Source organism: Kitasatospora sp. NBC_00240 (assembly GCF_026342405.1).
In the GTDB taxonomy this organism is placed as follows: Bacteria; Actinomycetota; Actinomycetes; order Streptomycetales; family Streptomycetaceae; genus Kitasatospora.
In genome coordinates this window covers 1,752,863-1,776,186 of record NZ_JAPEMU010000001.1, presented here as the reverse complement: position 1 = coordinate 1,776,186, position 23,324 = coordinate 1,752,863, and the positions used below count along the sequence as shown (strand labels likewise).

Below are 23,324 nucleotides of genomic sequence, written 5' to 3'. Positions count from 1 at the left end.
CGCCCGGCGGGGCTCCCGCAGGTGCGGGCCCCCAGGCACGGCCCTCGGCGGCTGTACGGCCCTCAGTGGCCCAGGCCCGCCTTGGCCGCCACGATGATCAGCCCGAGCACCAGGTTGACCCCGGCCTCGACGCCCGCTTCGCGGCGCGAGGCACTGGCGTGCAGCGCGCCGAGGTAGGCCCAGGTGACCTGCTGCGCCACCGCGACGCCCAGGGCGAACCAGCCGGTCGCGACCAGGCTCAGGCCCAGCAGCGGGCTGACGGCCACGGCGATGCTCGGCAGGACGGCCGCCTCGACGATCGACCATTCGTGGCCTCCGACCCGGCGGGTCTCGGACCAGGTGATCTTCCGGCCGGCCGACCGTTCGCCGGTGAGCCGGGCGTAGACGTGGGCGGCCCAGAAGACCAGTCCGGTGACGAGCAGCAGCACCACGGTCTGCAGGCGGGGGAACTCGCCGACGGCGCCGGCGGCGGCGATGACGGAGGCGGCCAGCAGGGATCCGTAGACGGCTCCCGAGTAGTCCGTCCGCGCGGGCGAGGGACCGTCCGGCTCGGGCCGGCGCGGCCACGGGAGAAGTCGGTGCACCGGCTCACCCTACGTTCGCCCCGCCGGCCGCGCCCGCCGGGCCACGCATCCGGGCGGCCCGGTCCGCGGGCCGGGCGCACGGGTCAGCTGCCGTCGGAGAGGGCCGCGTGCGCGGCCCGGAGGATCTCGTCCGACAGCTCGGAGCCCTCGGTGGCCCGGGCCAGCAGCAGGCCGCCGACCAGGGTGGCCAGGCGGGCCAGGCCGTCCTGCTCGTCGTCGGCCAGCCAGTCGGCGAACTCGCGCACCCCTTCGGTGTAGACCCCGCGGGCGGCCTCGCCCGGGTCGCGGGCCATGTCGGCGGCGAGCGCGGCGACGGGGCAGCCGCCGCCGGCGTCGTCGCGGTGCCGGGGCGTCAGGTAGTGGTCGACCAGGGCCTGGCGGGCGGCGTCCGGCCGGCCCTCGTGCTCGCGCAGTCCTTCGGTGCGGCGCGCCGTCAGCTCGGTGAAGGCGTGCGCCGCGGCCTCCTCGACCAGGGCCTCCTTGGAGGCGAACTGCTTGTAGAAGCCGCCCTGGGTGAGGCCGGCCGCCTGCATCAGGTCCGCGACGCTGACGCCGGTGCCGTGCTCCCGGAACAGCCGGGAGGCGGTGGCCACCACGCGTGCCCGGTTCTCCTGTGCCTGTGCCTGTGACACGCGGCCCATGCGGCCACCTCCCTGGATTGGATGTCGTTTGCCATCTATCCTACGGGTCTGTTTAGATTATGGGCAGAATCTATTCATGCGGTGGCCGCCCGGACGGCGGCCACCGCCCGCCCGGGAAGAGCGAACCATGGACCTCAAGAACTCCGTCGTCATCGTCACCGGCGCCAACCGAGGCCTCGGCCGGCACCTCACCAGCCAGCTGCTCGGACGCGGCGCCAAGGTGTACGCGGCGGCCCGCCGGCCGCAGGAGGTGGACGTGGCGGGCGCCGTGCCGCTGCACCTGGACCTGGCCGACCCCGAGTCCGTCGCGGCCGCCGCGCGCCTCGCCACCGACGTGACGGTGCTGGTCAACAACGCCGGGGTCGCCACCGCCACCCCGCTGATCGCCGGCGAGGAGGCGACGGTGCGGTTCGAGATGGAGACCAACTTCTTCGGCCCGCTCCTGGTCACCCGGGCGTTCGCGCCGGTGATCGAGGCCAACGGCGGCGGCGCCGTCCTCAACGTGCTCTCGGCGCTGTCCTGGCTGCACCTGCCGGAGCACGGCGCCTACAGCGCGGCCAAGGCCGCCGCCTGGGCGCTGACCGGGGCCGCCCGCGAGGAGCTGGCACCCCGCGGCATCGCCGTCTCCGCGCTGCACGTGGGCTTCATGGACACCGACATGGCCGCCCACATCCCCGCCGACCGCAAGACCGACCCGGCGGCGGTGGCCGAGCAGGCACTGGACGGACTGGAGCGAGGGCTCCCCGAGATCCTGGCCGACGACGTCAGCCGCCGGATCAAGCAGGGCCTGGCCGGGTCGCCGGTCGCCGCCTGAGGGTCGTCCGCCGCCGCCCGGGCCCACCCGCGTCCGTCGGCCCGCCCCATCCGCCCGTCGGCGGCCCCGGCCTCACACCCGCAGGGTCGAGCCCTGCTGGTGGGCGTGACCGTACTCGGCGACCAGGCCGGTCAGGTCCGGCCGGCCGAATTCGGCGGTCAGCGCGTGGAAGGCGGTGACCTTGTCGGCCCCGAAACGCGCGACCTGGCCGGCGTAGGCGTCCGCGTCCAGGAACCTCGGCGGGGTGCTCTTGGAGTGGAACTTGTCCGCGTACATCACCAGGCGCTCCTCCACGCTCACCGCGAGGTAGTCGCCGACAGGGATCGGCAGGCCCTGGCTCTCGATGTCGTGGCGGGTCAGGCCGACCCCGGTGTGGCAGGAGGCGAACCGGCACAGCTCCTCCGGCAGGCCCTCGGCGCGGAGGATCTCGTGCCCCAGGACGCCGTGGCGGATGTAGGCGCCGCCGCCGACCCGGTGGACGCCGATGTCGTGGAGCAGCGCGCCGATCTCCACGAGGTCGACGTCCACCCCGGGGCCGGCGCGTTCGGCGAGCCGGACGGCGATCCGCGCCACGATCTCGCAGTGCGTGAGCACCCGGGCGAGGTCCTCGCCGCTGGGTGCGTACTTCGCGTGCAGGGCGCGCACGCTCCGGATGCTGGGAAGGGCCACGCCCGCAGCCTAGCAACGGCCCGGACCGGCCCCGTCGGGGCGGGCACGGCGGGCCCTCCCGCCCCGGGCGCGGGGGTGGGCCCCGCGCCCGGAGCGGTTCGCCGGGTGGCGGCGGCCTACCGCTTGGTGCCGTCCACGATCAGCGGGGAGCTGCCGGCGCCCGAGCCGCAGGGGCTGGCGTACACCGGGTTCTTCTCGGCGGCCGCCCTGAAGGCCTCGTAGCACTGGCTCAGCAGGATCTTGTCGGTCAGTGAGTTGGCGATCACCGTGTTGGCCGCGGCCGTGCTCTCGGCCTCGATCTTGCGCTTCTCGGCCTCCGCCTTCGCGGTCAGGACGGCGGCGGCGGCCTGTTGGGTCGCCTGGTCCTGCTGGATCTTCTGGTCGATCGCCTTCTGCAGCACGTCGCTCGGCTTGACGTTGCGCAGGTTCACGCTGTTCACGATGATGCCGCGCGGGGACAGCCGCTCGGTGATCAGCGACTCCATCTCGGCGCTGATCGCCTCCCGCTGGGTCGCGTAGCCCTCGACGCTGGTGTGCTTGGCGAAGACGTTGCGGACGATCTCCCGGGTGTCCGGGTACACCAGCCGCTGCTGGACGTTGGCGGCGCTGCCGGACAGTTTGTAGAGGGCGAGCGTGTGCTCGGGGTCGATCGCCCACTTCACGGTGAGGTCGACGTACAGCACCCCGCCCTCGGAGGAGCGCACCTCCACGGTGTCGTCGCCGGTGAGGTTGAGGTCGGACGGCCGGGTCGAGAAAGCGGTGACCTCGGTCAGCGGCGACTTGAGGTGCAGCCCCGGTTTCCAGGTCCCGCCCACCGAACCGAGCGAGGTCGGGACCCCCACCTCGTACGGCTCGACGATGTAGGTGAACGAACTGAGGGCCAGCAGCAGCCCCAGGGCGCCGGTCAGCAGGCCGGTGAGGGTCGCGAAGCGGAACCCGACGATCGAGCGGCGTTTGAGCACGAGCAGCGCGATGCCGGCGACAAGGAGCAGGACGGCGAAGTAGAACATGGTGCATCCCCCCTGGTTGGAACTCAGTACGCCTTCGGCGCAGGGGAATTGATGCCCGGTCGGGCCCAGGCGGAACCACTCGTCCCGCCTTGGCGGCAGGAGCGGGACGCGGGCCGGACGCCGGGTGGCGACCCGTCGCCGAGGCACCCCGCACGGCTCCCGTCCGATCGCGTCCGCAGGCCCACGGCCTGCGGAAACGCTCCTCCGGGCGGGTGAACCGGCGACGCGCCGGGCGGGGCACGGAGCCCCGGTCGCGGGGCCGCGGCCGCATACGCTCGCCGATGCGTTCAACGTGCCGCAGGTGCTCAAGCGCCTGGTGATCGGTAGAGCCATGCGCAGCGAGGAGCTGGGGGAGACCCTGCTCCCCAAGCGCCTGGCCCTGCCGATCTTCGCCTCCGACCCGCTGTCCTCGGTGGCCTACGCCACCCAGGAGATCCTGCTGGTGCTCACCGTCGGCGGCACCGCGTTCCTCTACCTGACGCCGTGGGTGGCCGCCTGTGTGGTGGCGCTGATGGTGATCACGGCCGTGACGCCGACGAACATCACGATGGCGGTGATCCCCATCGCGGCCATGGTGGTGGCGGCGTTCTTCGACTTCGGCCGCTGGAAGGTCCGGCACTGGAACCGGCTGCTGCGCACCGAGCAGGCCCCTGCGATCCGCGGCGCCGCGCACCGGGCCCGGATCATCAACCGCTTCGGTGCCGTCACCACCGCCCTGGTGCTGGTGATCGTGCTGCTGACCAAGTTCACCCAGGGTGCCTGGCTCGCCGTGGTCGCCGCCCTGCTGCTCCGGCTGATGATGCGCGGCATCCGCCGGCACTACGACGCCGTCGCCGCCGAACTGGCCGTGGACGACCTGCACGCCGAGTCGGTCCGCCCGTCCAAGGTGCACGGGATCGTCCTGGTCGCCAAGCTGCACAAGCCCACCCTGCGGGCGCTCGGCTACGCCCAGGCGTTCCGGCCCGACACCCTGGAGGCGCTCAGCGTCGCGGTCGAGAAGGACGCCGTCGACGCGCTGAAGGAGCAGTGGGCGGCCTTTGACGTTCGGGTGCCGCTGAAAGTGCTGGACTCGCCGTACCGCGAGATCACCAAGCCGGTGGTCGGCTACGTCCGGGAGTACCGGCGGGCCAACCCGCAGGAGGCGGTGGCGGTGTTCATCCCGGAGTACGTGGTCGGGCACTGGTGGGAGCACCTGCTGCACAACCAGTCCGCGCTCTGGCTGAAGAGCCGGCTGCTGTTCACCCCGGGCGTGATGGTGATCAGCGTGCCCTGGCAGCTCTCCTCCGCCCCGAAGGCCGACCACCCCGTCCGCCGCGCCCCCGGCGCCGTCCGCCGTGGCGAGCCCGCCGCCAACGTCGACAACCTGCCCCGGACGGGCGGGTAGCGGGGCCACCGGTAGCGCGGGGGAGGCGGGGAGCGGCCCGGCCGGGCCGGCCGAGTGCTCCGCACGCCTGCCCGGGTGCTGACGAGCCGTCGGTGCCCGGGCGGCCCGCCGGGGCCGGGTGAACGGGGCGCCCGACGGCGTGATCGGATAGGACCTGACAGCCGGTCGCGGCGGCCGCGCCCGGCCCCGACCCGATCCCGCCGGGACCTCACCGATGGAGAGAGCCGACATGAAACTCCGCTGCGCCGTCCTCGACGACTTCCAGTCGGTCGCGACCACCGTCGCCGACTGGTCGCCGGTGGCCGACTCGGTCGACGTGGTCACCTTCCCCCAGCACTTCGGGACCGAGGACGAACTCGCCGCCGCACTGGACGGCTTCGACATCGTCGTGACGCTGCGCGAGCGGGTGGCCTTCCCCGCCTCGCTGTTCGCCAGGCTGCCCGCGCTGCGACTGCTGATCGCCTCCGGCATGCGCAACTCCGTCATCGACCACGCCGCCGCCGAGCGGCACGGCGTCACCGTGTGCGGCACCGCCAGCTCGTCGACGCCGCCCGTCGAGCACACCTGGGCGCTGCTGCTCGGGCTCGCGCGCGGCGTCGTGGCCGAGGCCACCGCCCTGCGCGAGGGCGGCCCCTGGCAGTCCACCCTCGGCGCCGACCTGCACGGCAGCCGCCTGGGCCTGCTGGGGCTCGGCAAGATCGGCAGCCGGGTGGCCCAGGTCGGCCTCGCCTTCGGGATGGAGGTGACGGCCTGGAGCCAGAACCTCACCGAGGAGCGTGCCGAGGAGGTCGGGGTGGGCCTGGCCGCCTCGAAGGAGGAGTTGCTGGCGTCGAGCGACTTCGTCTCGATCCACCTCGCCCTCGGCGAGCGCACCCGGGGCCTGCTCGGCGCCGCCGAGCTGGGGCTGATGCGGCCCACCGGCTACCTGGTCAACACCTCCAGGGCGGCGATCGTCGACCAGGACGCGCTGCTCGCGGCCCTGCGCGCGGGCACCATCGCCGGGGCCGGCGTGGACGTCTTCGACATCGAACCGCTCCCGGCGGACCACCCGATGCGCACGGCGCCGCGACTGCTGGCCACCCCGCATCTCGGGTACGTGTCCCGCGGCAACTACCGGACGTACTACGGCCAGGCCGTCGAGGACATCGTGGCCTTCCTCGCGGGTTCGCCGGTCCGCCGGCTGGGCTGACGAGGACCTTCCCTCCCACCGCCCGGGCCGGCCCCGCCCGCGCCGGGGGCCGGATCGCGCGGGCGGCCCGCCGCCTGCCAGAGTGGGAGCGGAACTGCAGCGGTGAGCGGAGGAGGAACGGCCGGCGTGTTCGTGAAGATCTGTGGCCTGAGCACCACCCAGGACGTCGAGGCGGCGGTACGGGCCGGCGCGGACGCGGTCGGGTTCGTCCTGACCGCGAGCCCGCGCCGGGTGAGCCCGGAGCAGGCCCGCCGGCTGGTCGCGGCGGTGCCCGAAGGGGTGCTCACGGTGGCCGTCTTCCGGGACGAGCCGCTCGACCAGGTGAGGCGGGACGCGCGGGAGGCCGGGGTCGGCGCCGTCCAGTTGCACGGCGACCACCCGGCCTCGGCCTTCGCCGACCTGCGCGACCTGGGGCTGACCCTGGTGCGGGCCACGTCCGCGGACGCCGCGGCCGGGGCGTCCTGCGGCGACTTCGGCGAGGACCTGCTGCTGCTCGACTCGCCCGTCCCGGGCTCGGGCGAGAGCTGGGACTGGTCCGCGCTGGGCGAGGCCCCGCCGGGCGGCCGGTGGATGCTGGCCGGCGGCCTGGCTCCGGCGAACGTCGCCGAGGCCGTGGCGCTGGCCCGTCCGTGGGGCGTGGACGTGTCGAGCGGGGTGGAGGTTCGGCGCGGGGTGAAGAGCCCCGAGCTGATCGAGGAGTTCCTCCGGCAGGTCCGGGCGGCCGAGCGGGGCTGAGGCCCTGGTGCATGGCCCGCCCCGGGCCGGCCGGCCGGGCGGCCGCCGGGCGGACCCGAGGCCCCTCAGCCCCGCTCGGCCCGGGCCCGCCCCGGGCCGGCCCCCGTCCTGCGGGGCGGCCGCGGCCTCGGTCAGGCCACGGCCGGCGGCTGCTCGGTGCGGGCGGGGGGCCTGAAGCCGCGGCGGGCCAGGACGCCGTCCAGGGCCAGGCTGCCCGGCCCGACCACGGCGATCAGCAGGAAGGTCCAGCAGAACAGCACCGATCCCTCGCCGCCGTTCTGCAGCGGCCAGAGCGCGTGCTCCTGGTGCACCGAGAAGTAGGCGTACGCCATCGAGCCCGAGCAGAGCAGGGCGGACGTTCTGGTGGCCAGACCGAGCAGCACCAGTCCGCCGGCGACCAGTTGGATCACCGCCGCGTACCAGCCGGGCCAGCTCAGCGCGGGCACGGCGCCGCCGCCCTTGGCCCCGCCGAGGACGCCGAACAGCGAGGCGGCGCCGTGGCAGACGAAGAGCAGTCCGACGACGATCCGGAAGAGGCCGAGGACGTACGGCCGCGCGGTCTCGACGGATTCGCGGGGGACGAGAGACACTGAGGTGCTCCTGACAGACGGGGATTTTCAGGTAAGGCTTACCTGAGTTGGGCGATTGCGCAACCCCGCCCGCGGAGAATTTACCGTCCGGATACAGCTCAGGCCCCCTCCGCCGGGGCGGAACGGGCCTGGGAGGCAGGGATTCTGACGGTTCGTCCGGAGTCCTCGGGGCTCGGAGTCTTCGGGGCTCGGAGTCCTCAGGGCTCAGCCCCGAGCGACCGGATAGGCGTAGGTGGCGTCCGGCAGGGCGGCCCGGCCGGGGAGCCAGCGGCCGAGCACCAGCCCCGACGGGTGGAACAGCGGGCTCGGCAGCGCGTCCGTCCCGAAGCGTTCCCAGCCCGCGCAGCTGTGCGGTTCGGTGACCTCGGCGGGTGCGGTGCTCGGCGGCGCCAGCACGGCGGCCGTCAGCCGGGGGCGGCCGAGCTGATGGTCCAGCAGCACCGCCAGTACGCGCATGGCGCCGGCCGGCAGCTCGATGCCGGTCTCCTCGGCCAACTCCCGGGCGGCGGCCTGCTCGAAGGACTCGCCCGGCTGGTCGACCTTGCCGCCGGGCAGGCCCCAGGTGGGCTGCTCGCCCGCCGTGATGCGACGGCCGAGCAGCACCTCGCCCGTCCCGGTGGGCACGATCACGCCGACTCCGAGGATCGGTGCGACGGTCATCGGTCCCTCCCTGGGACGGTCGAGGCGGGCGGTGCGGGTGTCACCAGGTGGACTGGGCGTAGTCCTTGAGGAAGCAGCCGTACAGGTCCTCGCCCAACTCGCCGCGGACGATGGGGTCGTAGACCCGCGCGGCGCCGTCGACCAGGTCCAGCGGGGCGTGGAAGCCCTCGGCGGCGAGCCGCATCTTGTCGGGGTGCGGACGCTCGTCGGTGATCCAGCCGGTGTCGACGGCGGTCATCAGGATGCCGTCGCTCTCCAGCATCTCCTTGGCGCTGGTGCGGGTCAGCATGTTCAGCGCGGCCTTGGCCATGTTGGTGTGCGGGTGGCCGGCGCCCTTGTAGCCGCGGCTGAAGACGCCCTCCATCGCGGAGACGTTCACCACGTACTTGCGGCGGGCCGACGAGGCGGCCATCGCCGGGCGCAGCCGGCTGATCAGGATGAACGGCGCGGTGGAGTTGCAGAGCTGGACCTCCAGCAGCTCCATCGGGCCCACCTCGCTGACCGTCTGGACCCAGCTGTTGGTCGGTGCCAGGTCCGGCACCAGGCCGCCGGCGTCGATGGCCGTGCCGGCCTCGATCCGGGCCGGCGAGGCGGAGCCGGAGACCAGGGCGAGGGAGGTGACGTCCTCGGCGCTCAGCCGCTCGCTGCCGCCGGTGGCCTGGCCGGGCAGGGCGGGCAGCTCGACGCTGCCGCTGCCGAAGCGCCCGATGGTGGTGGACTGCGGCAGCTCGCCGAGCGGCAGCGGCGCCGACTCGGCGGTGACCAGCTCGCGGTACGACTCCGGGGGCCGGCGCACGGTCTGCGCGGCGTTGTTGATCAGGATGTCCAGCGGCCCGTCGGCGGCGACCTCGTCGGCCAGCGCCATCACCTGGGCCGGGTCACGCAGGTCGATCCCGACGATCTTCAGCCGGTGCAGCCACTCCGCGCTGTCCGGCATCGCCTTGAAGCGGCGGATCGCGTCGTTGGGGAAGCGCGTGGTGATGGTGGTGTGGGCGCCGTCGCGCAGCAGCCGCAGCGCGATGTACATCCCGATCTTCGCCCGGCCGCCGGTCAGCAGCGCGCGCCTGCCGGTCAGGTCGGCGTGGGCGTCCCGGCGGCTGTGGTTGAGCTTCGCGCAGGACTGGCAGAGCTGGTGGTAGAAGGCGTCCACCTCGACGTACCGCTGCTTGCAGGTGTAGCAGGAGCGCGGACGCTCCAGGACGCCGGCGATCTCGGTGGTGGTGACGGTGGTGAGGCCGAAGGCGCCGGCCGTCTCGTCGTCGATCCGCCCGGGAGCGCCGGTGGCCGTGGCGGCCGTCACGGCGCGGTCGTTGGCCGTCTTGCGGGCCCGCATCTCCTGGCGGCGGCGCTGCTTGAGGGTACGGAAGACGCCGCCCACGGCCTGCCGCACGGTGATCGCGTCGGGGTGGTCCACGTCGAGCTGGTCCAGCTCGGCGAGCACGTCGAGGCAGAGCGCCAGCCGTTCGGGGTCGATGCCCGGACCGTACTCGACCGTCTCCGGGGTCGTCCCGGTGTCCTGGATGTCCTCGACCGCCGTCATGCCGTCACTGCTTCCTTGCTCGCTTTCCCCGCCCGGTTACCGGGCGGAGTCTACTGGGCCGGGCCGGGACGAGGCGAAACCGCTGTGATCATCAGCCCGGCGGAGGGGGCCGGGCAGGGGGCGGCGGGAGGGGCGGGGCACATCGACCCGGCCCCGCGTGACGCCCGACCTCCCTCCCCGCGCCGACCGGCGGCGCCGGCCCGTCCGGGCCCGCCGGGTGACGCGGATCACGGACCGGGCCGCCACGGCGACCCACCCGTCCGACCCCCCGTCCGGTCCGACCCCCCCGTCCGGTCCGCCGCCGCGGACGTCCGCGGCGGGGACGCGGCGGGGACGCGGCGGCGGACCGGGGCGCCGCCGGGCCGGCGGCCCCACCGCAGGGGGCGGCTAGGCTGACGCGCGGTTGATCATCGCTGGAGGGGGACACAGGTGGAACAGCTGTCGTTGCGTGAGCTGGCGGTGTACCGCGCACGACTGCGCGGCTGCCTGCTCGGCGGAGCGATCGGGGACGCCCTCGGCCACCCGATCGAGGGCCTGTCCCTGCCCGGCATCCGGGCCCGGTACGGGGAGCACGGCGTGACCGGACCGGTCCCGGACCTCGACGGCGTGACCGGGCGGATCAGCGACGAGACCCAGCTGACGCTCTTCACCGCCGAGGGCTGGCTGAGCGCCTACGCCCGGGCGATGGCCAGGGGGCTCGGCGGCGCGGAGACCGCCATGGTGCACGACGCGTACCAGGCCTGGCAGGAGACCCAGACCTACCCGGAACCGCCGCCGCGGGACGGCCTGCGGCACCGCAGCGGCCGGCTGCGCGAGGAGCGGTGGCTGTACGCCCGACGCGGGCCCGGCCCGGCCACCGCCGCCGGGCTGCGGGAGAGTCACGTCCCCGTACCGTGGATCCCGGTCGACGGCACCCCGGGCCCGGTGAACCCCGACTCGAAGGGGTGCGGCGCGGTGGTCCGCTCGGCGCCCTTCGGCTTCACCGGGAGCGACCCCAAGTGGTGCTTCGAACTCGCCGCCCGCTGCGCGCAGATCACCCACGGCCACCCGACCGGCTACTACGCCGCCGGCGCCTTCGCCGCGATGATCAGCCACTTGGTCAACGGCGGGTCGGTGGAGGCCGCCGTCCTGATGAGCATGGAGCTGCTCGCCGGCTACCCGGGCCACGAGGAGACGACGGCGGCCCTGCGCAGGGCCGTCGACCTCGCCCGGACCGGCCCGGCGACCCCGTCGAAGGTGGAGAGCCTCGGCGCGGGCTGGATCGCCGAGGAGGCCCTGGCCGTCGGCCTCTACACGGCGCTCGCCCCCACCGAGTACCGGGAGGACCGCACACCCGTCGAGATCGCCCTGCTGACCGCCGTCAACCACTCCGGCGACAGCGACTCCACCGGCTCCGTCTGCGGCAACCTGCTGGGCGCCCATTACGGGGACTGCCTGCTGCCGGCGCACTGGCTGCAGCAGATCGAGGGCCGGGCCGTGATCGCCGCGCTCGCCGACGACTTCGCCGCCGAGGTCCACCCCGGCGAGTCACGTCCGTGGTTGTACCACTGAGCACGCGTCCGGCCGCCCGGCGCGGTGTCCGGGCGGCCGTCAGTCGATGCTCAGCGCTATGACGCCCTTGGGGAGCGCCAGGCAGACCAGGCCGGTCGGGTCGACGGTGACCGAGCGGGCGGGCCCGCCGAGGCGCAGGTCGAGGGCCGGGCCGACGGCGTCCGGTCGACGGATCCGGACCAGGCCGTCGGACCAGGCGGCGACCGTCACCGGGCCCCGGGCGGTGCCCGCCACGGCCACGGCCGTGACCGGGTGGTCCCGCTCGTCGACCAGCTCCGGCGCCCGTCCGGCCGCGTGCGCCCAGCTCCACACCCGGCCGTCCCGGCCGCCGCTCACCACGACCTCGCCACCGGCGGGGACGGCGACGTCCACGGCGGTGACGGCGCCCCGATGGAGCGCGCCGTCGGCGGAGAGCACCGGGCCGCCGTCGGTGCGCAAGCGGTGCAGCCGGCCGCCGCCGTCACCCACGGCCACCGTCGCCGGCCCGTCCTGCTCGCCGTGGGTCGCCAGCGCGGTCACCCCGTCGGGGAAGTTGCGGGTGGCCCAGTCGAGCGCGCGGGACAGGCTGTTCTGCGAACTGCCGGGCAGCGGAAGCTCGGTGACGACACCGTCCGGTCGCAGCAGGTAGTAGGAGCCGTCCGCGCCGCAGAGCATCGCGACGGTGGGGAACCCGGGCAGCCGGATCGGGTCGACCTTCGCGGCGTCCTGCCCGGTCGCCGGGTCGACGTGCCGCAGGATGCCGTTGACGGCCACCGCGAGCCGGCCGGCGTAGCGGCCGTGGCCGAGCATCGCCCGGCGCACCTGCCCGTTCGGCCGGCGGTAGGACCAGCGTGCCGTCCAGGGCACGCCGGACAGGGCGGCGCACCGGTCGGCGGCCTGCTGGTCGCGGCCCGCCAGCCAGGCGTGCAGGGCGGCCGCCCGGGCGGCCGGGGCGCCGTCCGCGCAGACCGGGCCGGCGAGCTGCCAGGCCTCGGCCAGGGCGCCCGGTGGGTCGCCGGCGGCCTCGGCCCGTTCGAAGGCGGCGGTGACCGCGGCCCGGTCGGCGTGCACCAGGAACTCCGGGTCGGCCAGCAGCTGGCCGGCGATGCCCGCGGGGACGGCGTGCCGCAGCAGCGCCCCGAGCCGCTCGGGGCCGGCGCTCGCCAGGTCCGGCCGGCCGGTGTCCAGCCGGGGGACGCCGTCCGCGATGTTCCGCACCAGCACGGCGTGGTCCACCGGCGGGGACTCGGCCACCACCCGGGCCGCCAGCTGGTCCGGCCGGAGCCGCCAGGTCCTGCCGTCGGCCGGCGGGGCCAGCAGCTCGGTCGTTCGGCGGACGGCCTCCGGCCCACCGCTGCCCGGCAGGGCGGCCCACAGCTCGGCGGTGGCCGGTCCGTCGGCCGCGAGCGAGCGTACGGCCGGCCGCAGGTCCGCCGGCAGCGCCGTCCACCAGGCCGCGGCCAGTGCGGACGCCCGGTCGGCCGGCGCGGCGCCGGGGTCGCCGGGGGTCGCCGGGGTGCGGGCGGCCAGCTGGGCCAGGCCCGGGCTCGGGTGGACCCGACCGGCGGTCACCGGATCGCCGCCCAGGGCGCCGTACCAGGCGGTGAAGCGCTCGACCTCGGTCCACCGGGGCTCGTCCAGGTCCAGCACGGCCCCGCCGGGAGCGGCGGCGTCCAGCGCGAGGGCGGCGGGCGTGCCGGAGCCGGACTCCACCACCAGTCGCAGCCACGGGACCCGCAGCAGCGGGGTGAGCAGCTCGACGGCGATCCGCTCCGCCGCGTCCGGCAGGCCCTCGCCGCCGGCCCGGTCCAGGTCGGTGATCGCGAGGGTCCGGGGAACGCCGTCCTGCAGGGCCTCCATCAGGTCGGTGGGGGTGCCGGCGACCAGCCCGAGCCGGGCGGCCAGCAGCCAGGTGGCGCTACGGACGGTCAGGCCCTCGGCGGAGAGTGCCGCGTGCACGCGGCGGCCGGCCCGCGGGTTGTCCGGGGGCGCGGCGGCGGTCAGCCAGTGCAGCAGGTGCGTGCGGCCGCTGCCGGACGAGCCGGCGACCCGGCACAGCCGGGGTGCCCGGCCGTCCTCCAGCCAGCCGAGCAGGGCGACGCCGGCCGGCCGGCGGCCGGCCCGCAGCGGCGGCACCGGGGCGCCCGCGTCGGCCGGCGCGACGGGGGCGGGGGCCGTGCCGTAGACCGGGTTGTGCCAGAAGCGCAGCAGCCGCCCGGCGGGGCCGACCTGCCAGGCGCCGGTCACCGCCTGCGGCGGCACCTGGCCGGCCGGGTCGTACCCCGGGTCGGTCTGGTAGAGCCAGCCGCCGGCGGCCTGGGCGAGTTCGGACTGCTCGTGGCTCAGCGGCGGGTCCGGGCGCCAGCCGAGCGGCTTGACCCGGTCGCCCGGGGGCTGCCAGCCCTCGGCGGCCAGTTCGGTCAGGGCCGCGAGACCGGTCACGGCCCTGGACGCGGGGTCGAGCCGTCCGGACGAGCCGGTGCCCGGTTCCAGCAGGAACTCCCGCACGGCCTGGGACGGGAGCAGGTTGCGGGCCTTGGCCTCCAGCAGCTTGCTGTACCAGAAGGAGCCGGCGTTCCAGCTCGGGACGGCCAGCCGTCGTGCGAAGGCGGCCGCCCCGTCGGCGTCGCACCACCAGAGGTAGCCGGTCACGTGTCCCTCGGGGGCGACCGCCGCGACGTACTCCACCGGGTGGTCGGTCTCGGACGCGTAGCGGGGCGGCGAGGACACCACGAGGAACTGCAGGTCCTGGTTGAGGCGCTCGTTGGCCCAGTCGTTGTCGATCACTGGTCACTCATTCCGTCATCCCAGGATTTCGCCGAAAACATGGTACTGATTGCCGACTTTGACGACCTTGGTGGCCTTCCAGTCGAGGTTCCGGCCGAGCAGGAGCTCCCGTTCGGCGGCCCCCATCGCGCCGACGTTCTCGACCCAGAGCCCGGGGGTGCCGCCCGGCACGCTGAGGTGCAGGATCGCCTCCTTGCCCTGGTACATCGACGGCAGATCACCCAGCGAGGTGGACATGTAGCCCTTCTCGGTGATGGTCTTGCCGACCAGGTCCTCGGGATCGGCGACGTCGAGGTGCCCGAGGTCGGTACCCCGGGTGACCACGATGTCCTCCGGGACGGGGTGAGCCTGCAGGGCCCTGTCGAGGTCCGCGACCTGCTGGTCGATCTGCGAGGTCCGGGGGATCTCGTCCCGGAGGGACCTGTTGATGTCCTGGTAGGACTGGCCCTTGGGGGCGGTCTCCGAGTCCAGGGTGTAGTTCTCCACGGCCTTGCGCTGCTCCGCCGGGAGATTGTCGGCCGTCTCGTTCCAGGTCTTGGCGCCGTACTCCCTGGCCGCGTCGTCCTCGAAGGTCCGTCCCTGCTGGGCGATGTCCCGCTCGGCGGCCCCCAGATCCGCCATCTCCTGGTTGTGCTTGATCGCGGCCAGCGGGCCGTTGTCCTCGGAGTGGTAGTTCGGTGAGGGGGACGCGGGCTCGGGCTGGTGGGGCGCGCTCTCGGGGGCGTGCGAGGCCGGTTCGGGCTGGTGGGAGGGGGCCTCCGGAGCCTGCGGCTGGTGGGCGCCGGGCTCGGGCCGGTGCGCCGGCGGCTCCGGCTGGTGGGCCTGCGGTTCGACGTGGTGGGGTTCGGGCGCCGACTGCACGGGGACGTGCGGATGCTGCGGCGCCGCCGGCTCGTGCACGGGGGTGGCGTCCAACTTGGGGCCCTCGGCCGGCTTGAGCGTCCAGCCGTCCGGCAGTCCGCCCGGCTCCACCTTCGGTACGACCGGCTCCACCCGGGGGACGAAGGGGTGCTCACCCAGGCCGGCCACGGCCCGCTGACCGGCGTTCTCGGCCACCTGCGCGGCGCCGCGTTCGGCGGCGTCGACGGCGGTGCGCTGGGCCGCCCGCTCCAGGGCGTTGACGGCCACCCGCTCGGTGACGGCCGCCGCCTCGCTGCCGCCCCCGGTGGCGAGGCCCGAGAGCAGGTTGAACAGGCTCTTGCCGCCGGCCTCGGCCGGGTCCGAGCCCCAGCCGGAGCCGACCAGGGCCTTGGCCAGCTCGGTGGGGTGGTTGGCGGTGTACGCCAGGCCCCCGGCGACGGAGTTCAGGTGGTCCAGGTACAGCGCGGGGTGGGTGATGTTGTACACGTCGAAGGGGTTCACGCCGCGCGCGAACTTCAGCAGGTCGGCGCCGCCCTTGAGGAAACCGCCCTCCAGGTGCAGCGCACTGCCCGCGATGACGTCGGGCGCGTCGACCAGGGCGTTGCCGATCCGGTCCATCAGCCCGGGCGCCTGGGGGGCGTGGCCGGTCGCCGCCCTGATCGCCTGTTCGGCCGTCCCGGTGGCGCTGACCCGCTGCTTGCGGGCCGCCAGCAGCACCTCCGCGGCCTGCTTGCGCCCGGCCGCGCCCGGGTCCTGGAACGGCGCCGGCCTGGTGGGAGCGGTGGGGCTCTGCCCCGCGTCGGAGGCCGCGTTGTACGCCTTGACGGCCCGGTTGTACTCGTCCGCCTGGTGGTTGTACGCGGCCTGGCCGTCCTTGGTCGCCTGCTCGGCCTTCTTGTACAGGTCGATGGCCTGCTGCGCCTGTTCCTGGGCCCAGGCGAGGGTGCCGGCCAGTGCCGTCAGCGCCTTCGCCGCGGCCTCGCAGGCGTCGGCGGTGACCCGCCAGGCGGTGGGCTGGGTGGCGAACTTCTTGCGGAAGGCGTCGGCGGCCTGGCCCTGCCAGTGGTCGGCGTCCATCCGGCTCAGCCCGCCGGCGACCTCCTCGAAGGCGAGCGTGAACTTCTGCAGGTGCTGGACGGTCTCGCCGATCGCCTTCACATCACCGTGGACGAGCTGCTTCGGGTCGTCCGTCTCACCGAGGTTCAGCTCTCCGACGTCCGCGCCGAGGTCCTCGGCGATGCCGTCGCCCCACTTGCCGACCGCCCGGCCCGCGTCCTCCAGGCCGACGAAGTCCAGCGCGCCGCCGACCGCGTGCGCGTGCACGTTGACGAAGTCGCCGGCGAAGCTCTTGACGCTCCCGAGGAGGCCGCCCATCAGTGGCCGCCCGCCTGCTGCTGGGTGTAGGCCTCGAAGCGCTGGTTGAGGGCGTCCGACATCGCCTTGGCCTTGGCCGCGTGCTCCTTGTTCCACTCCTCGTCGCCGACCTGGTCGAGCATGATGTTGTTCTCCAGCAGGTCGGCCTCCACGCCCTTCCAGGTGCCGGCGGAGTGCAGCGCCGCCTCCTCGAAGGACTTCGCCGAGTAGTCGGCGTGGGCGACCTGGGTGACCTGGTTGTCCGCCAGCGTCTGGCTCCAGGAACGGCCCTCGACCTGGTCCTGTGTCAGGTTGGGGTTGCCCATCGCGGCACTGACCGCGTCCTTCAGCGCGCCGGAGACGTACTGCTCGTGGTCGTGGTAGATCCCGGCGGACAGGTCGAGCTTCTCGGCGATCTCGTTGCCCTGCTGGACCAGCCCGCGCACCATCACCCCCCAGCGCTCGCAGAACTCGTCGAAGGCCGACTTGCAGCCGGGGGAGCCGATCTGCCCGCCGGTCAGTTCGAGGTCGGTGAAGCCCCGGCCCACCACCGCGCCCTCGGCGATCCCGACCTTCTTCAACTCGCCGATCGCGTCGTTGATGCCCTTCGCCGTCAGCTTCAGGGCCTCCGGATCGACCTGGAAGTCCGCCATCAGTTCTCCTCCCCGTCGAGCGCGACCGCGTCCGGCACGATCCCCCGTACCGGCGGGAACAGCATCGGCTGCGCGCTCCCCACGTCCAGTGCCACTCCGCAGGGGACGCCGACCGCGGGCACCGCGACGTCCAGCAGCCGCGAGCCCCGGACCGTCAACCAGTCCAGCTCCGGGCCCTGGTGGCCGCGGGCCCGGGCGAACCCGACTATCGCCGCCTCGGTGCTGAAGGCCCAGATCCAGCGGATCCCGCCCTCGTCCCCGGTCCACACCCGGCCGTCCGCGTCCCGCGGCACGAACACGACGCTGGAACGGAACGCGGCCAGCACGATGCCGGGATCACCGGCTCCGGCGTGCAGCATCCGTACCTGGTGTGTCAGACCCGCGTTCAACACTCGCCCCCCGATGTTCTTTCGAAGGGAGAAGGTACTCGATCACCTGGCGGGGGTGCACGGGAGAACCAGCAGGCGGGGCGTTTGTGGCGGTCCTGCGACAGTCACTACGGGCGCCGCACGCCGTCGCCGCTCCACCTCGGGCCTCCGGCGTCCGCCGGTGCCGGTCGGGCGGGCCGCTCGCACCGGTCCGGGCCCGGCCGGTCAGTACTCCCAGGGGCGTTGCTCGCCGGGGTGGACCTCGGCGGCGAAGTCGTCGGCGAGCGCGGCGATCACGGCCCGGCCCTCGATCTGCTGCAGCCAGTGCGCCGGCAGCAGGCCGTCCCCGTAGTGGGCGCCCAGCAGGTTGCCGCAGATGGAGCCGGTGGAGTCGCTGTCGCCGGAGTGGTTGACGGCGGTCAGGAACGCGGACTCGATCGGGGTGCGGTTCTTCCAGTGGTCGGTGCGGGCCAGCGCCGCGTACACGGCGATGGCCAGGGCCTCCTCGGCGATCCAGCCGCCGCCGAGGCTCTCCACCGTCAGCGGGGTCGCCGGGCCGGTCCGGGCGAGGTCGACGGCCCTGCGCAGGGCGGCGGTCGTCTCCTCGTGGCCCGGGTAGCCGGCGAGCAGTTCCATGCTCTTGAGGACGGCGGACTCCAGGCCCTCCCCGGTCAGCAGATGGCTGATCATCGCGGCGAAGGCGCCGGCGGCGTAGTAGCCGGTCGGGTGGCCGTGGGTGATCTGCGCGCAGCGGGCGGCGAGTTCGAAGGAGCCCCGGGGGTCGCCCTCGGTGAAGCCGAAGGGCGCCGAGCGCATCACCGTGCCGCACCCCTTCGAGTCGGGGTTGACCGGGCCCGGGGTGCCGTCGATCACGCTCCGTGAGTCCGGGACGTGGTTCTGGCGCAGGCCGGAGCGGCAGGCCATCCCGGGCGCGCGACGGGCGTACAACCAGCGCTCCTCCCGCAGCCGACCGGTCCGGTGGACGAGGTCGTACCTGGGCGGCGGGTCCTCGTGGTCCTGGGTCTCCTGCCAGCGCAGGTAGGCGTGCTGGACGAGGACGACCTCCGCCCCGCTGATGCCTCTGGACATGGCCCGGGCGTAGCCGCGCAGCCAGCCCTCGGCGGTGAAGAGGGTCATCTGGGTGTCGTCGCTGATCCGGCCGATCACGCCGTCGCGGTCGGGGACCAGCCCGGTGATGCCGGTCTCCCCGTACCGGGCCTCGATCCCCGGCATGGCCAGGCCCTCGATCGGGAAGCCGAGGGCGTCCCCGATCGCCCCGCCGAGCAGACAGCCGCGCACCCGTGCGCGATAGGCCGTCAGCTGGTCCCACGGCAGGTACTTCACGTGCGTCCCCCTTTGATGTTCGATCACCGGCCATCGTAGGGGGCGGGTCCGTCCGACCGGGCCCTGGCGTTCAGCGCGCTCCGGCCGCCCGGGCCTGCCGGCGGTAGCCGTCCAGGACGTCCTGGCGCAGCAGGGCGCCGAAGCCCGCCGCCTCCAGCCGCAGGCCGAGTTGGGCCTCGCCGATGCCGAGGGCGGCCGCCGTCCGGCCCAGGTGCCAGTCGTGCGCGGCCATCCGGTCGAGCAGGTGGCCGCGGCGGACCTGCTTCTCCGACAGCCGGAAGGTCTTCAGGTAGGCGGTGCGTCCGGCCTCGTCGGTGATGGTCTCGCCGATGTGGTTCTCCTCCCGCTGCCGGAAGCCGGGCAGGAAGCGGCTGAGGGTGAAGTGCCCCAGCCGGCGGACGGTGCGGAAGGTGTAGGCCGGGCCGAGCAGGCCGGCCGCCATGGTGGAGTCGTGGAACCCGGCCCACTCCTCCTCCTGGCGCCGCGCGGCCGCCCGCAGGTCGGCGACCGAGCGGATGCCGGCGCCCGCGATCCGGGCCCGGAAGTCGGGCAGCGGCAGCATCAGGGTCGCGTAGTGGTGGACCTGTTCGCCGTAGAGGTCCTGGACCAGGGTGGGGTGCAGGGCCCGGTAGTCCTCGGGGTGCGGGACGGCGAAGGCGGCGGCCAGCGCGTCCCCGAGGTACAGCAGCACGCCGCACTGGCCGGGGTGGATCTCGAACAGCCGCAGCGCGTCCGCCAGGCCGCGGACCTGCGCGCCGGTCCAGGCCTCCTCGGCGCGGGGGGAGAGGCCCTGGCGGACGGCCCGCTGCGACCACTCCTCCCAGACCACCGACGGGCCGCCGAAGTGCAGGCTGAGGTAGCCCTCGAGGGCGAGGTGCTGGGGCAGGAAGCGCAGCCGGGTGCGGCTCTCACGCTTGGCGAGCCGGTGGTGGACCCGCAGCGGGATGCTCGCGGGCGGCGGTTCGGCGGGGCCGCCGTCGGTGAGGTGGGTCCCGTAGGTGGCCACCGGGGTGCCGTCGCCGGTCCGGTCGGCGACGAAGGCGTGCGGGAGGTAGGAGTGGTAGGTGGTGCGCCGGTCGAGCTGGACGACGCCGTGCTCCTCGTCCAGGGCGCGCCGGTGCAGGCGCAGGCCGGCGACCGGCTCGTCCCGCAGCAGCGGGACCAGCCGGACGGCGCCCCAGAGCTGGGAGGGGCCGGTCCGCAGGCCGGTGAGGTCCAGCGTGGTCGTCGCCTGGGGCGTCATCGGGCGTCCTCGGGAACGGGCCGGGGGAGCGGCTCCTGGGCGGGGGTGGTTGCGGCGACGGGTGAGGTTGCGGCGACGGGCGGGTTTGCGGCGACGGGCGGGGCCGGGTCGAGGAAGGCGCGGGTCCGTTCGTCCAGGTAGGCCGTCAGTTCGGGCAGGCCGGTACGGCCCTCGGCGAAGCGGGCCAGCCCGACCAGGGTGGGCAGGTCCTCGGCGTCGCGCAGGCCGGCCGTGGGCACCGTCGGGGCCAGCCGGCGGACGTCGAAGTCCTCGGCGTCGTAGACCGGGTTGAGGTGGACGATGCTGGTGCGGCCCGCGGGGTCGAGCCGGGTGCGCCAGACCCGCAGCACCTCGCCGGCCAGGCCCGGCGGCGCGTTGTCCCAGCCGTCGGAGACGATCAGCAGCCGCTCCGGCGCGGTGTCCAGCGCGTCCACGATCCGCAGGCCGAGCGGGGTCGGCCCGAGCGGGTGGACGAGCAGGGCGTCGGTGCGCCCGGAGGTCCACAGCGGGGTGTACTCGGCGGCGAGCGCCTCGAGCAGGAAGTGGCAGGCCAGCGCGGCCGTCAGCGGGCGACGGCGCTTCTGGCCGGAGCCGGTGGTGGAGAAGCTGTCGTCCAGCACGGCGGCGACCCGCCCCCAGCTGCCCCGGTGCGGCCCGGCGGCCCGGCGGGCGGCGGTGCGCAGCGCCTCGGTGAGTTCGGTCCGGCGCGACACCCGGTCGGCCGTCGGCAGGCCGAGCACGTAGGCGGCGAGCCGGGTCAGCGGCATCCGTCCGAGGTCGGCGCGGACGGCCTCGGCCCCGTGCCGCCGGCCGGACTCCTGCGCGCGGAGCTGCTCCCGCCGGGTCATCCGCGGCGCGATCTTCTGCAGGAAGTCGCCGCGGGCGACGCCGTGCTTGGCGGCGAAGCCCTCGGCGACGCTGTAGGGCAGCTCGTAGAGGGCGGACTGCTGGTAGTGGGCGCGGCGCCAGCTGTCGAGCAGCGGGGTCGCGAACGCGCGCTGCCGGGCGGGCCGGAACAGGAAGTCGCCGAGCTCTTCGCCGGGCGGGGTGAGGTGGGTGTGCCGCAGGGCGAGCTTGAGCCCGGCGCGGTACTTGACCGCGTCCAGGGCGGGGTCGGGCCGGGCGGTGAGCCAGTGCCGGATGATCGCCCGGGTGCGCCGGTTGTTGACCTTGGCCCGGCGCAGTTCGCGGATCAGCCGGTAGACCCGCTGCGGCGGGAGCAGGGCGAGGCGGCGTGCGATCAGCCGGCCCTCGGAGCGGCGCTGCGCGGCGGTGGCCTCACCGGCGGTGGCGAGCAGGCGGTGGACGATCAGGGCCGCGTTGTGGTCGTTGATGTCCAGGGCGAGCACCGCCGCGTAGAGGTCGCGGTAGTTGCCCAGGATGTAGGAGTGCAGGAAGTCGAGGGAGAGGCGCTGCTCACCGGCCTCGGAGTGGAATTCGCGCTGCCCGGTTGCGGTGATGGCGGCGTTGACGAAGAGCAGGACGTCGTCGGCGGCGACGAGGTCGCGAGAGGTTTCCTCGGTGGCCATCGGTGACCGTCCCCCCGGGTTGGTGTGGAGGCCGGCCGGGGAATGGGGGCGCGAACTGCGAACTATTGCGTTACAAGGCACATTCCGGAAGTCGCGCCGGAGTCCCGCGGCCGGCCCGGCGACCTTAACAGAGCGCCTGAGCTGGTGGCCGGCCATTTTCGCGACGGCCTATTTGTAGCTTCCCACAAGGTGAAACGGCGAGGCCGGGCGAAGGCTTGTGCGGATCTTCAGGAATGACGTGTGAACTGGCGTTCGTGCGGGGTATCGGCAACTATTGACGGTTGGGTGCGGGGCGCCCGAGTGCGCTCGGCCGGCCGGCCCTAACCGCACCCGAGGTGTACCCTCCCAAAGCCAGAGAGCCTTCTTCATGCGCTTCTTGAACCCCCAGACCGGCAGCTACGACGACCGTAATTCGGTGCCGTACGACCTCACGTACGACGACGTCTTCATGGTCCCCAGCCGCTCCGCCGTGGGCTCCCGGCAGGGTGTCGACCTGTCCTCGAACGACGGGACGGGCACCACCATCCCGCTGGTCGTCGCCAACATGACCGCCATCGCCGGGCGCCGGATGGCCGAGACGGTGGCCCGCCGCGGCGGCCTGGTCGCGATCCCGCAGGACATCCCGACCGAGGTCATCGCCGACGTCATCGGCTGGGTCAAGCAGCGCCACCTGGTGCACGACACCGCGATCACCCTGGAGCCCGGCGCGACCGTCGCCGACGCGCTCTCCCTGCTGCCCAAGCGCGCCCACAACGCGCTGGTCGTGGTCGAGGACGGCAAGCCGGTCGGCGTGGTCACCGACTCCGACTGCCACGGCGTGGACCGCTTCACCAGCCTGAGCGAGGTCATGTCCCGTGACCTGCTGCTGCTGGAGGACGGCATCGACCCCCGCGCCGCGTTCGAGAAGCTCAACGAGGGCCACCGCAAGCTCGCCCCGGTGGTCGACGCCGACGGCCGGCTGGTCGGCATCCTGACCCGCAAGAACGCCCTGCGCGCCACCCTCTACACCCCGGCCGTGGACGCCGCCGGCAAGCTGCGGGTGGCCGCCACCGTCGGCATCAACGGCGACGTCGCGGGCAAGGCCAAGGCCCTGATCGAGGCCGGCGCCGACGTCCTGATCGTGGACACCGCGCACGGCCACCAGGAGTCGATGATCAGCGCGCTGCGCGCGGTGCGCGGGCTGGACCCGCAGATCCCGATCGTGGCCGGCAACGTGGTCTCCGCCGCCGGCGTCCGCGACCTGGTCGAGGCCGGCGCGGACATCCTCAAGGTGGGTGTCGGCCCCGGCGCCATGTGCACCACCCGGATGATGACCGGTGTCGGCCGGCCGCAGTTCTCCGCCGTCCTGGAGTGCGCCGCCGAGGCCCGCCGCCTGGGCAAGCACGTCTGGGCCGACGGCGGCATCCGCCACCCGCGGGACGTGGCGATGGCACTGGCCGCCGGCGCCTCCAACGTGATGGTCGGCTCCTGGTTCGCCGGTACCTACGAGTCGCCCGGCGACCTGCAGACCACCGCCGACGGCCGCCAGTACAAGGAGAGCTTCGGGATGGCCTCGGCGCGTGCCGTGCGCAACCGGACCTCGGAGGAGTCGGCCTACGACCGCGCCCGCAAGGCGCTGTTCGAGGAGGGCATCTCCACCTCGCGGATGTTCCTCGACCCGGCCCGCCCGGGCGTCGAGGACCTGATCGACTCGATCGTGGCGGGTGTGCGCAGCTCCTGCACCTACGCGGGCGCCAACAGCCTGGAGGAGTTCCACCAGAAGGCCGTGGTCGGCATCCAGAGCGCGGCGGGCTACGCCGAGGGCAAGCCGCTGCACTCCAGCTGGGCCTGATCCCCACGG

At 74.3% G+C, this 23,324-nt stretch carries 20 protein-coding genes; 6 read left to right on the top strand and 14 right to left on the bottom strand.

Going from position 1 to position 23,324, the window contains the following annotated elements:
* Positions 1 to 62: 62 nt before the first annotated feature.
* Together OG689_RS07390 and OG689_RS07385 are read right to left on the bottom strand one after the other, a co-directional pair.
* Positions 63 to 584 (bottom strand): hypothetical protein, encoded by a 522-nt coding sequence (locus OG689_RS07390; protein WP_266318778.1) that lies wholly within the window; start codon positions 582 to 584, stop codon positions 63 to 65.
* Between the two features lie 83 nt (positions 585 to 667).
* Positions 668 to 1,225, bottom strand: a complete 558-nt coding sequence (locus OG689_RS07385) for a TetR family transcriptional regulator (protein WP_266318776.1) — start codon at positions 1,223 to 1,225, stop codon at positions 668 to 670.
* A 127-nt stretch (positions 1,226 to 1,352) separates the two neighbouring features.
* On the opposite strand from OG689_RS07385, the gene OG689_RS07380 reads away from it, so the two are divergent.
* Positions 1,353 to 2,039 (top strand): SDR family oxidoreductase, encoded by a 687-nt coding sequence (locus OG689_RS07380; RefSeq protein ID WP_266318774.1) that lies wholly within the window; start codon positions 1,353 to 1,355, stop codon positions 2,037 to 2,039.
* A gap of 72 nt (positions 2,040 to 2,111) precedes the next feature.
* Here OG689_RS07380 and OG689_RS07375 read toward each other — a convergent pair whose 3' ends face one another.
* The gene (locus tag OG689_RS07375; RefSeq protein ID WP_266318773.1) at positions 2,112 to 2,708 is read right to left on the bottom strand and encodes an HD domain-containing protein; all 597 of its coding nucleotides are present in this window, start codon (positions 2,706 to 2,708) and stop codon (positions 2,112 to 2,114) included.
* Between the two features lie 116 nt (positions 2,709 to 2,824).
* Positions 2,825 to 3,718, bottom strand: a complete 894-nt coding sequence (locus OG689_RS07370) for a prohibitin family protein (protein WP_266318771.1) — start codon at positions 3,716 to 3,718, stop codon at positions 2,825 to 2,827.
* Between the two features lie 331 nt (positions 3,719 to 4,049).
* On the opposite strand from OG689_RS07370, the gene OG689_RS07365 reads away from it, so the two are divergent.
* From OG689_RS07365 to OG689_RS07355, 3 genes are all read left to right on the top strand, one after another.
* Positions 4,050 to 5,102, top strand: a complete 1,053-nt coding sequence (locus OG689_RS07365) for a hypothetical protein (protein ID WP_266326939.1) — start codon at positions 4,050 to 4,052, stop codon at positions 5,100 to 5,102.
* A 229-nt stretch (positions 5,103 to 5,331) separates the two neighbouring features.
* Positions 5,332 to 6,291, top strand: coding sequence for a D-2-hydroxyacid dehydrogenase family protein (locus tag OG689_RS07360; protein ID WP_266318769.1), 960 nt, complete (start codon positions 5,332 to 5,334; stop codon positions 6,289 to 6,291).
* Between the two features lie 126 nt (positions 6,292 to 6,417).
* Positions 6,418 to 7,026, top strand: coding sequence for a phosphoribosylanthranilate isomerase (locus tag OG689_RS07355; RefSeq protein WP_266318768.1), 609 nt, complete (start codon positions 6,418 to 6,420; stop codon positions 7,024 to 7,026).
* Between the two features lie 131 nt (positions 7,027 to 7,157).
* Here OG689_RS07355 and OG689_RS07350 read toward each other — a convergent pair whose 3' ends face one another.
* The 3 genes from OG689_RS07350 to OG689_RS07340 form a co-directional block, all read right to left on the bottom strand.
* Positions 7,158 to 7,616, bottom strand: coding sequence for a DoxX family protein (locus tag OG689_RS07350; RefSeq protein ID WP_266318766.1), 459 nt, complete (start codon positions 7,614 to 7,616; stop codon positions 7,158 to 7,160).
* A 204-nt stretch (positions 7,617 to 7,820) separates the two neighbouring features.
* Positions 7,821 to 8,276 (bottom strand): NUDIX domain-containing protein, encoded by a 456-nt coding sequence (locus OG689_RS07345; protein WP_266318765.1) that lies wholly within the window; start codon positions 8,274 to 8,276, stop codon positions 7,821 to 7,823.
* A 40-nt stretch (positions 8,277 to 8,316) separates the two neighbouring features.
* Complete coding sequence (locus tag OG689_RS07340) at positions 8,317 to 9,816, bottom strand: SDR family oxidoreductase (protein ID WP_266318764.1); 1,500 nt, start codon at positions 9,814 to 9,816, stop codon at positions 8,317 to 8,319.
* A gap of 429 nt (positions 9,817 to 10,245) precedes the next feature.
* Here OG689_RS07340 and OG689_RS07335 point away from each other — a divergent pair, with 429 nt between their 5' ends.
* The gene (locus tag OG689_RS07335) at positions 10,246 to 11,367 is read left to right on the top strand and encodes an ADP-ribosylglycohydrolase family protein (RefSeq protein WP_266318763.1); all 1,122 of its coding nucleotides are present in this window, start codon (positions 10,246 to 10,248) and stop codon (positions 11,365 to 11,367) included.
* A 39-nt stretch (positions 11,368 to 11,406) separates the two neighbouring features.
* On the opposite strand, the gene OG689_RS07330 is transcribed toward OG689_RS07335, so the two are convergent.
* The 7 genes from OG689_RS07330 to OG689_RS07300 form a co-directional block, all read right to left on the bottom strand.
* The gene (locus OG689_RS07330) at positions 11,407 to 14,133 is read right to left on the bottom strand and encodes a hypothetical protein (protein ID WP_266318761.1); all 2,727 of its coding nucleotides are present in this window, start codon (positions 14,131 to 14,133) and stop codon (positions 11,407 to 11,409) included.
* 15 nt (positions 14,134 to 14,148) lie between these two features.
* Positions 14,149 to 16,368 carry a putative T7SS-secreted protein gene (locus tag OG689_RS07325; RefSeq protein ID WP_266318759.1) on the bottom strand — a complete coding sequence of 740 codons (2,220 nt, stop codon included), beginning with the start codon at positions 16,366 to 16,368 and terminating at the stop codon, positions 14,149 to 14,151.
* A complete protein-coding gene (locus tag OG689_RS07320; protein ID WP_266318757.1) occupies positions 16,368 to 17,000 on the bottom strand; it encodes a hypothetical protein in 633 nt (210 codons plus the stop codon). Before OG689_RS07320 ends, OG689_RS07325 begins: the two co-directional genes overlap by 1 nt.
* Complete coding sequence (locus OG689_RS07315; RefSeq protein WP_266318755.1) at positions 17,000 to 17,359, bottom strand: SseB family protein; 360 nt, start codon at positions 17,357 to 17,359, stop codon at positions 17,000 to 17,002. The genes OG689_RS07320 and OG689_RS07315 overlap by 1 nt, the downstream gene beginning before the upstream one ends.
* A gap of 234 nt (positions 17,360 to 17,593) precedes the next feature.
* Positions 17,594 to 18,712: an ADP-ribosylglycohydrolase family protein gene (locus OG689_RS07310; RefSeq protein WP_266318753.1), complete on the bottom strand. Its 1,119-nt coding sequence runs from the start codon at positions 18,710 to 18,712 to the stop codon at positions 17,594 to 17,596.
* Positions 18,713 to 18,782: 70 nt separating this feature from the next.
* A complete protein-coding gene (locus OG689_RS07305; protein ID WP_266318751.1) occupies positions 18,783 to 19,955 on the bottom strand; it encodes a hypothetical protein in 1,173 nt (390 codons plus the stop codon).
* Complete coding sequence (locus tag OG689_RS07300) at positions 19,952 to 21,484, bottom strand: hypothetical protein (protein ID WP_266318749.1); 1,533 nt, start codon at positions 21,482 to 21,484, stop codon at positions 19,952 to 19,954. The genes OG689_RS07305 and OG689_RS07300 overlap by 4 nt, the downstream gene beginning before the upstream one ends.
* Before the next feature lie 367 nt (positions 21,485 to 21,851).
* Between OG689_RS07300 and OG689_RS07295 the strand changes: the two genes are divergently transcribed.
* On the top strand, positions 21,852 to 23,315 hold the full coding sequence (locus OG689_RS07295) for a GuaB1 family IMP dehydrogenase-related protein (protein ID WP_266318748.1): 1,464 nt from the start codon (positions 21,852 to 21,854) through the stop codon (positions 23,313 to 23,315).
* Positions 23,316 to 23,324: the final 9 nt, after the last annotated feature.

Coding starts and splice junctions, on each gene's coding strand:
- OG689_RS07385 (WP_266318776.1), bottom strand. CDS start 1,225: ATGGGCCGCGTGTCACAGGCACAGGCACAGGAGAACCGGGCACGCGTG.
- OG689_RS07380 (WP_266318774.1), top strand. CDS start 1,353: ATGGACCTCAAGAACTCCGTCGTCATCGTCACCGGCGCCAACCGAGGC.
- OG689_RS07370 (WP_266318771.1), bottom strand. CDS start 3,718: ATGTTCTACTTCGCCGTCCTGCTCCTTGTCGCCGGCATCGCGCTGCTC.
- OG689_RS07365 (WP_266326939.1), top strand. CDS start 4,050: ATGCGCAGCGAGGAGCTGGGGGAGACCCTGCTCCCCAAGCGCCTGGCC.
- OG689_RS07360 (WP_266318769.1), top strand. CDS start 5,332: ATGAAACTCCGCTGCGCCGTCCTCGACGACTTCCAGTCGGTCGCGACC.
- OG689_RS07345 (WP_266318765.1), bottom strand. CDS start 8,276: ATGACCGTCGCACCGATCCTCGGAGTCGGCGTGATCGTGCCCACCGGG.
- OG689_RS07340 (WP_266318764.1), bottom strand. CDS start 9,816: ATGACGGCGGTCGAGGACATCCAGGACACCGGGACGACCCCGGAGACG.
- OG689_RS07325 (WP_266318759.1), bottom strand. CDS start 16,368: ATGGGCGGCCTCCTCGGGAGCGTCAAGAGCTTCGCCGGCGACTTCGTC.
- OG689_RS07320 (WP_266318757.1), bottom strand. CDS start 17,000: ATGGCGGACTTCCAGGTCGATCCGGAGGCCCTGAAGCTGACGGCGAAG.
- OG689_RS07315 (WP_266318755.1), bottom strand. CDS start 17,359: ATGCTGCACGCCGGAGCCGGTGATCCCGGCATCGTGCTGGCCGCGTTC.
- OG689_RS07305 (WP_266318751.1), bottom strand. CDS start 19,955: ATGACGCCCCAGGCGACGACCACGCTGGACCTCACCGGCCTGCGGACC.
- OG689_RS07300 (WP_266318749.1), bottom strand. CDS start 21,484: ATGGCCACCGAGGAAACCTCTCGCGACCTCGTCGCCGCCGACGACGTC.
- OG689_RS07295 (WP_266318748.1), top strand. CDS start 21,852: ATGCGCTTCTTGAACCCCCAGACCGGCAGCTACGACGACCGTAATTCG.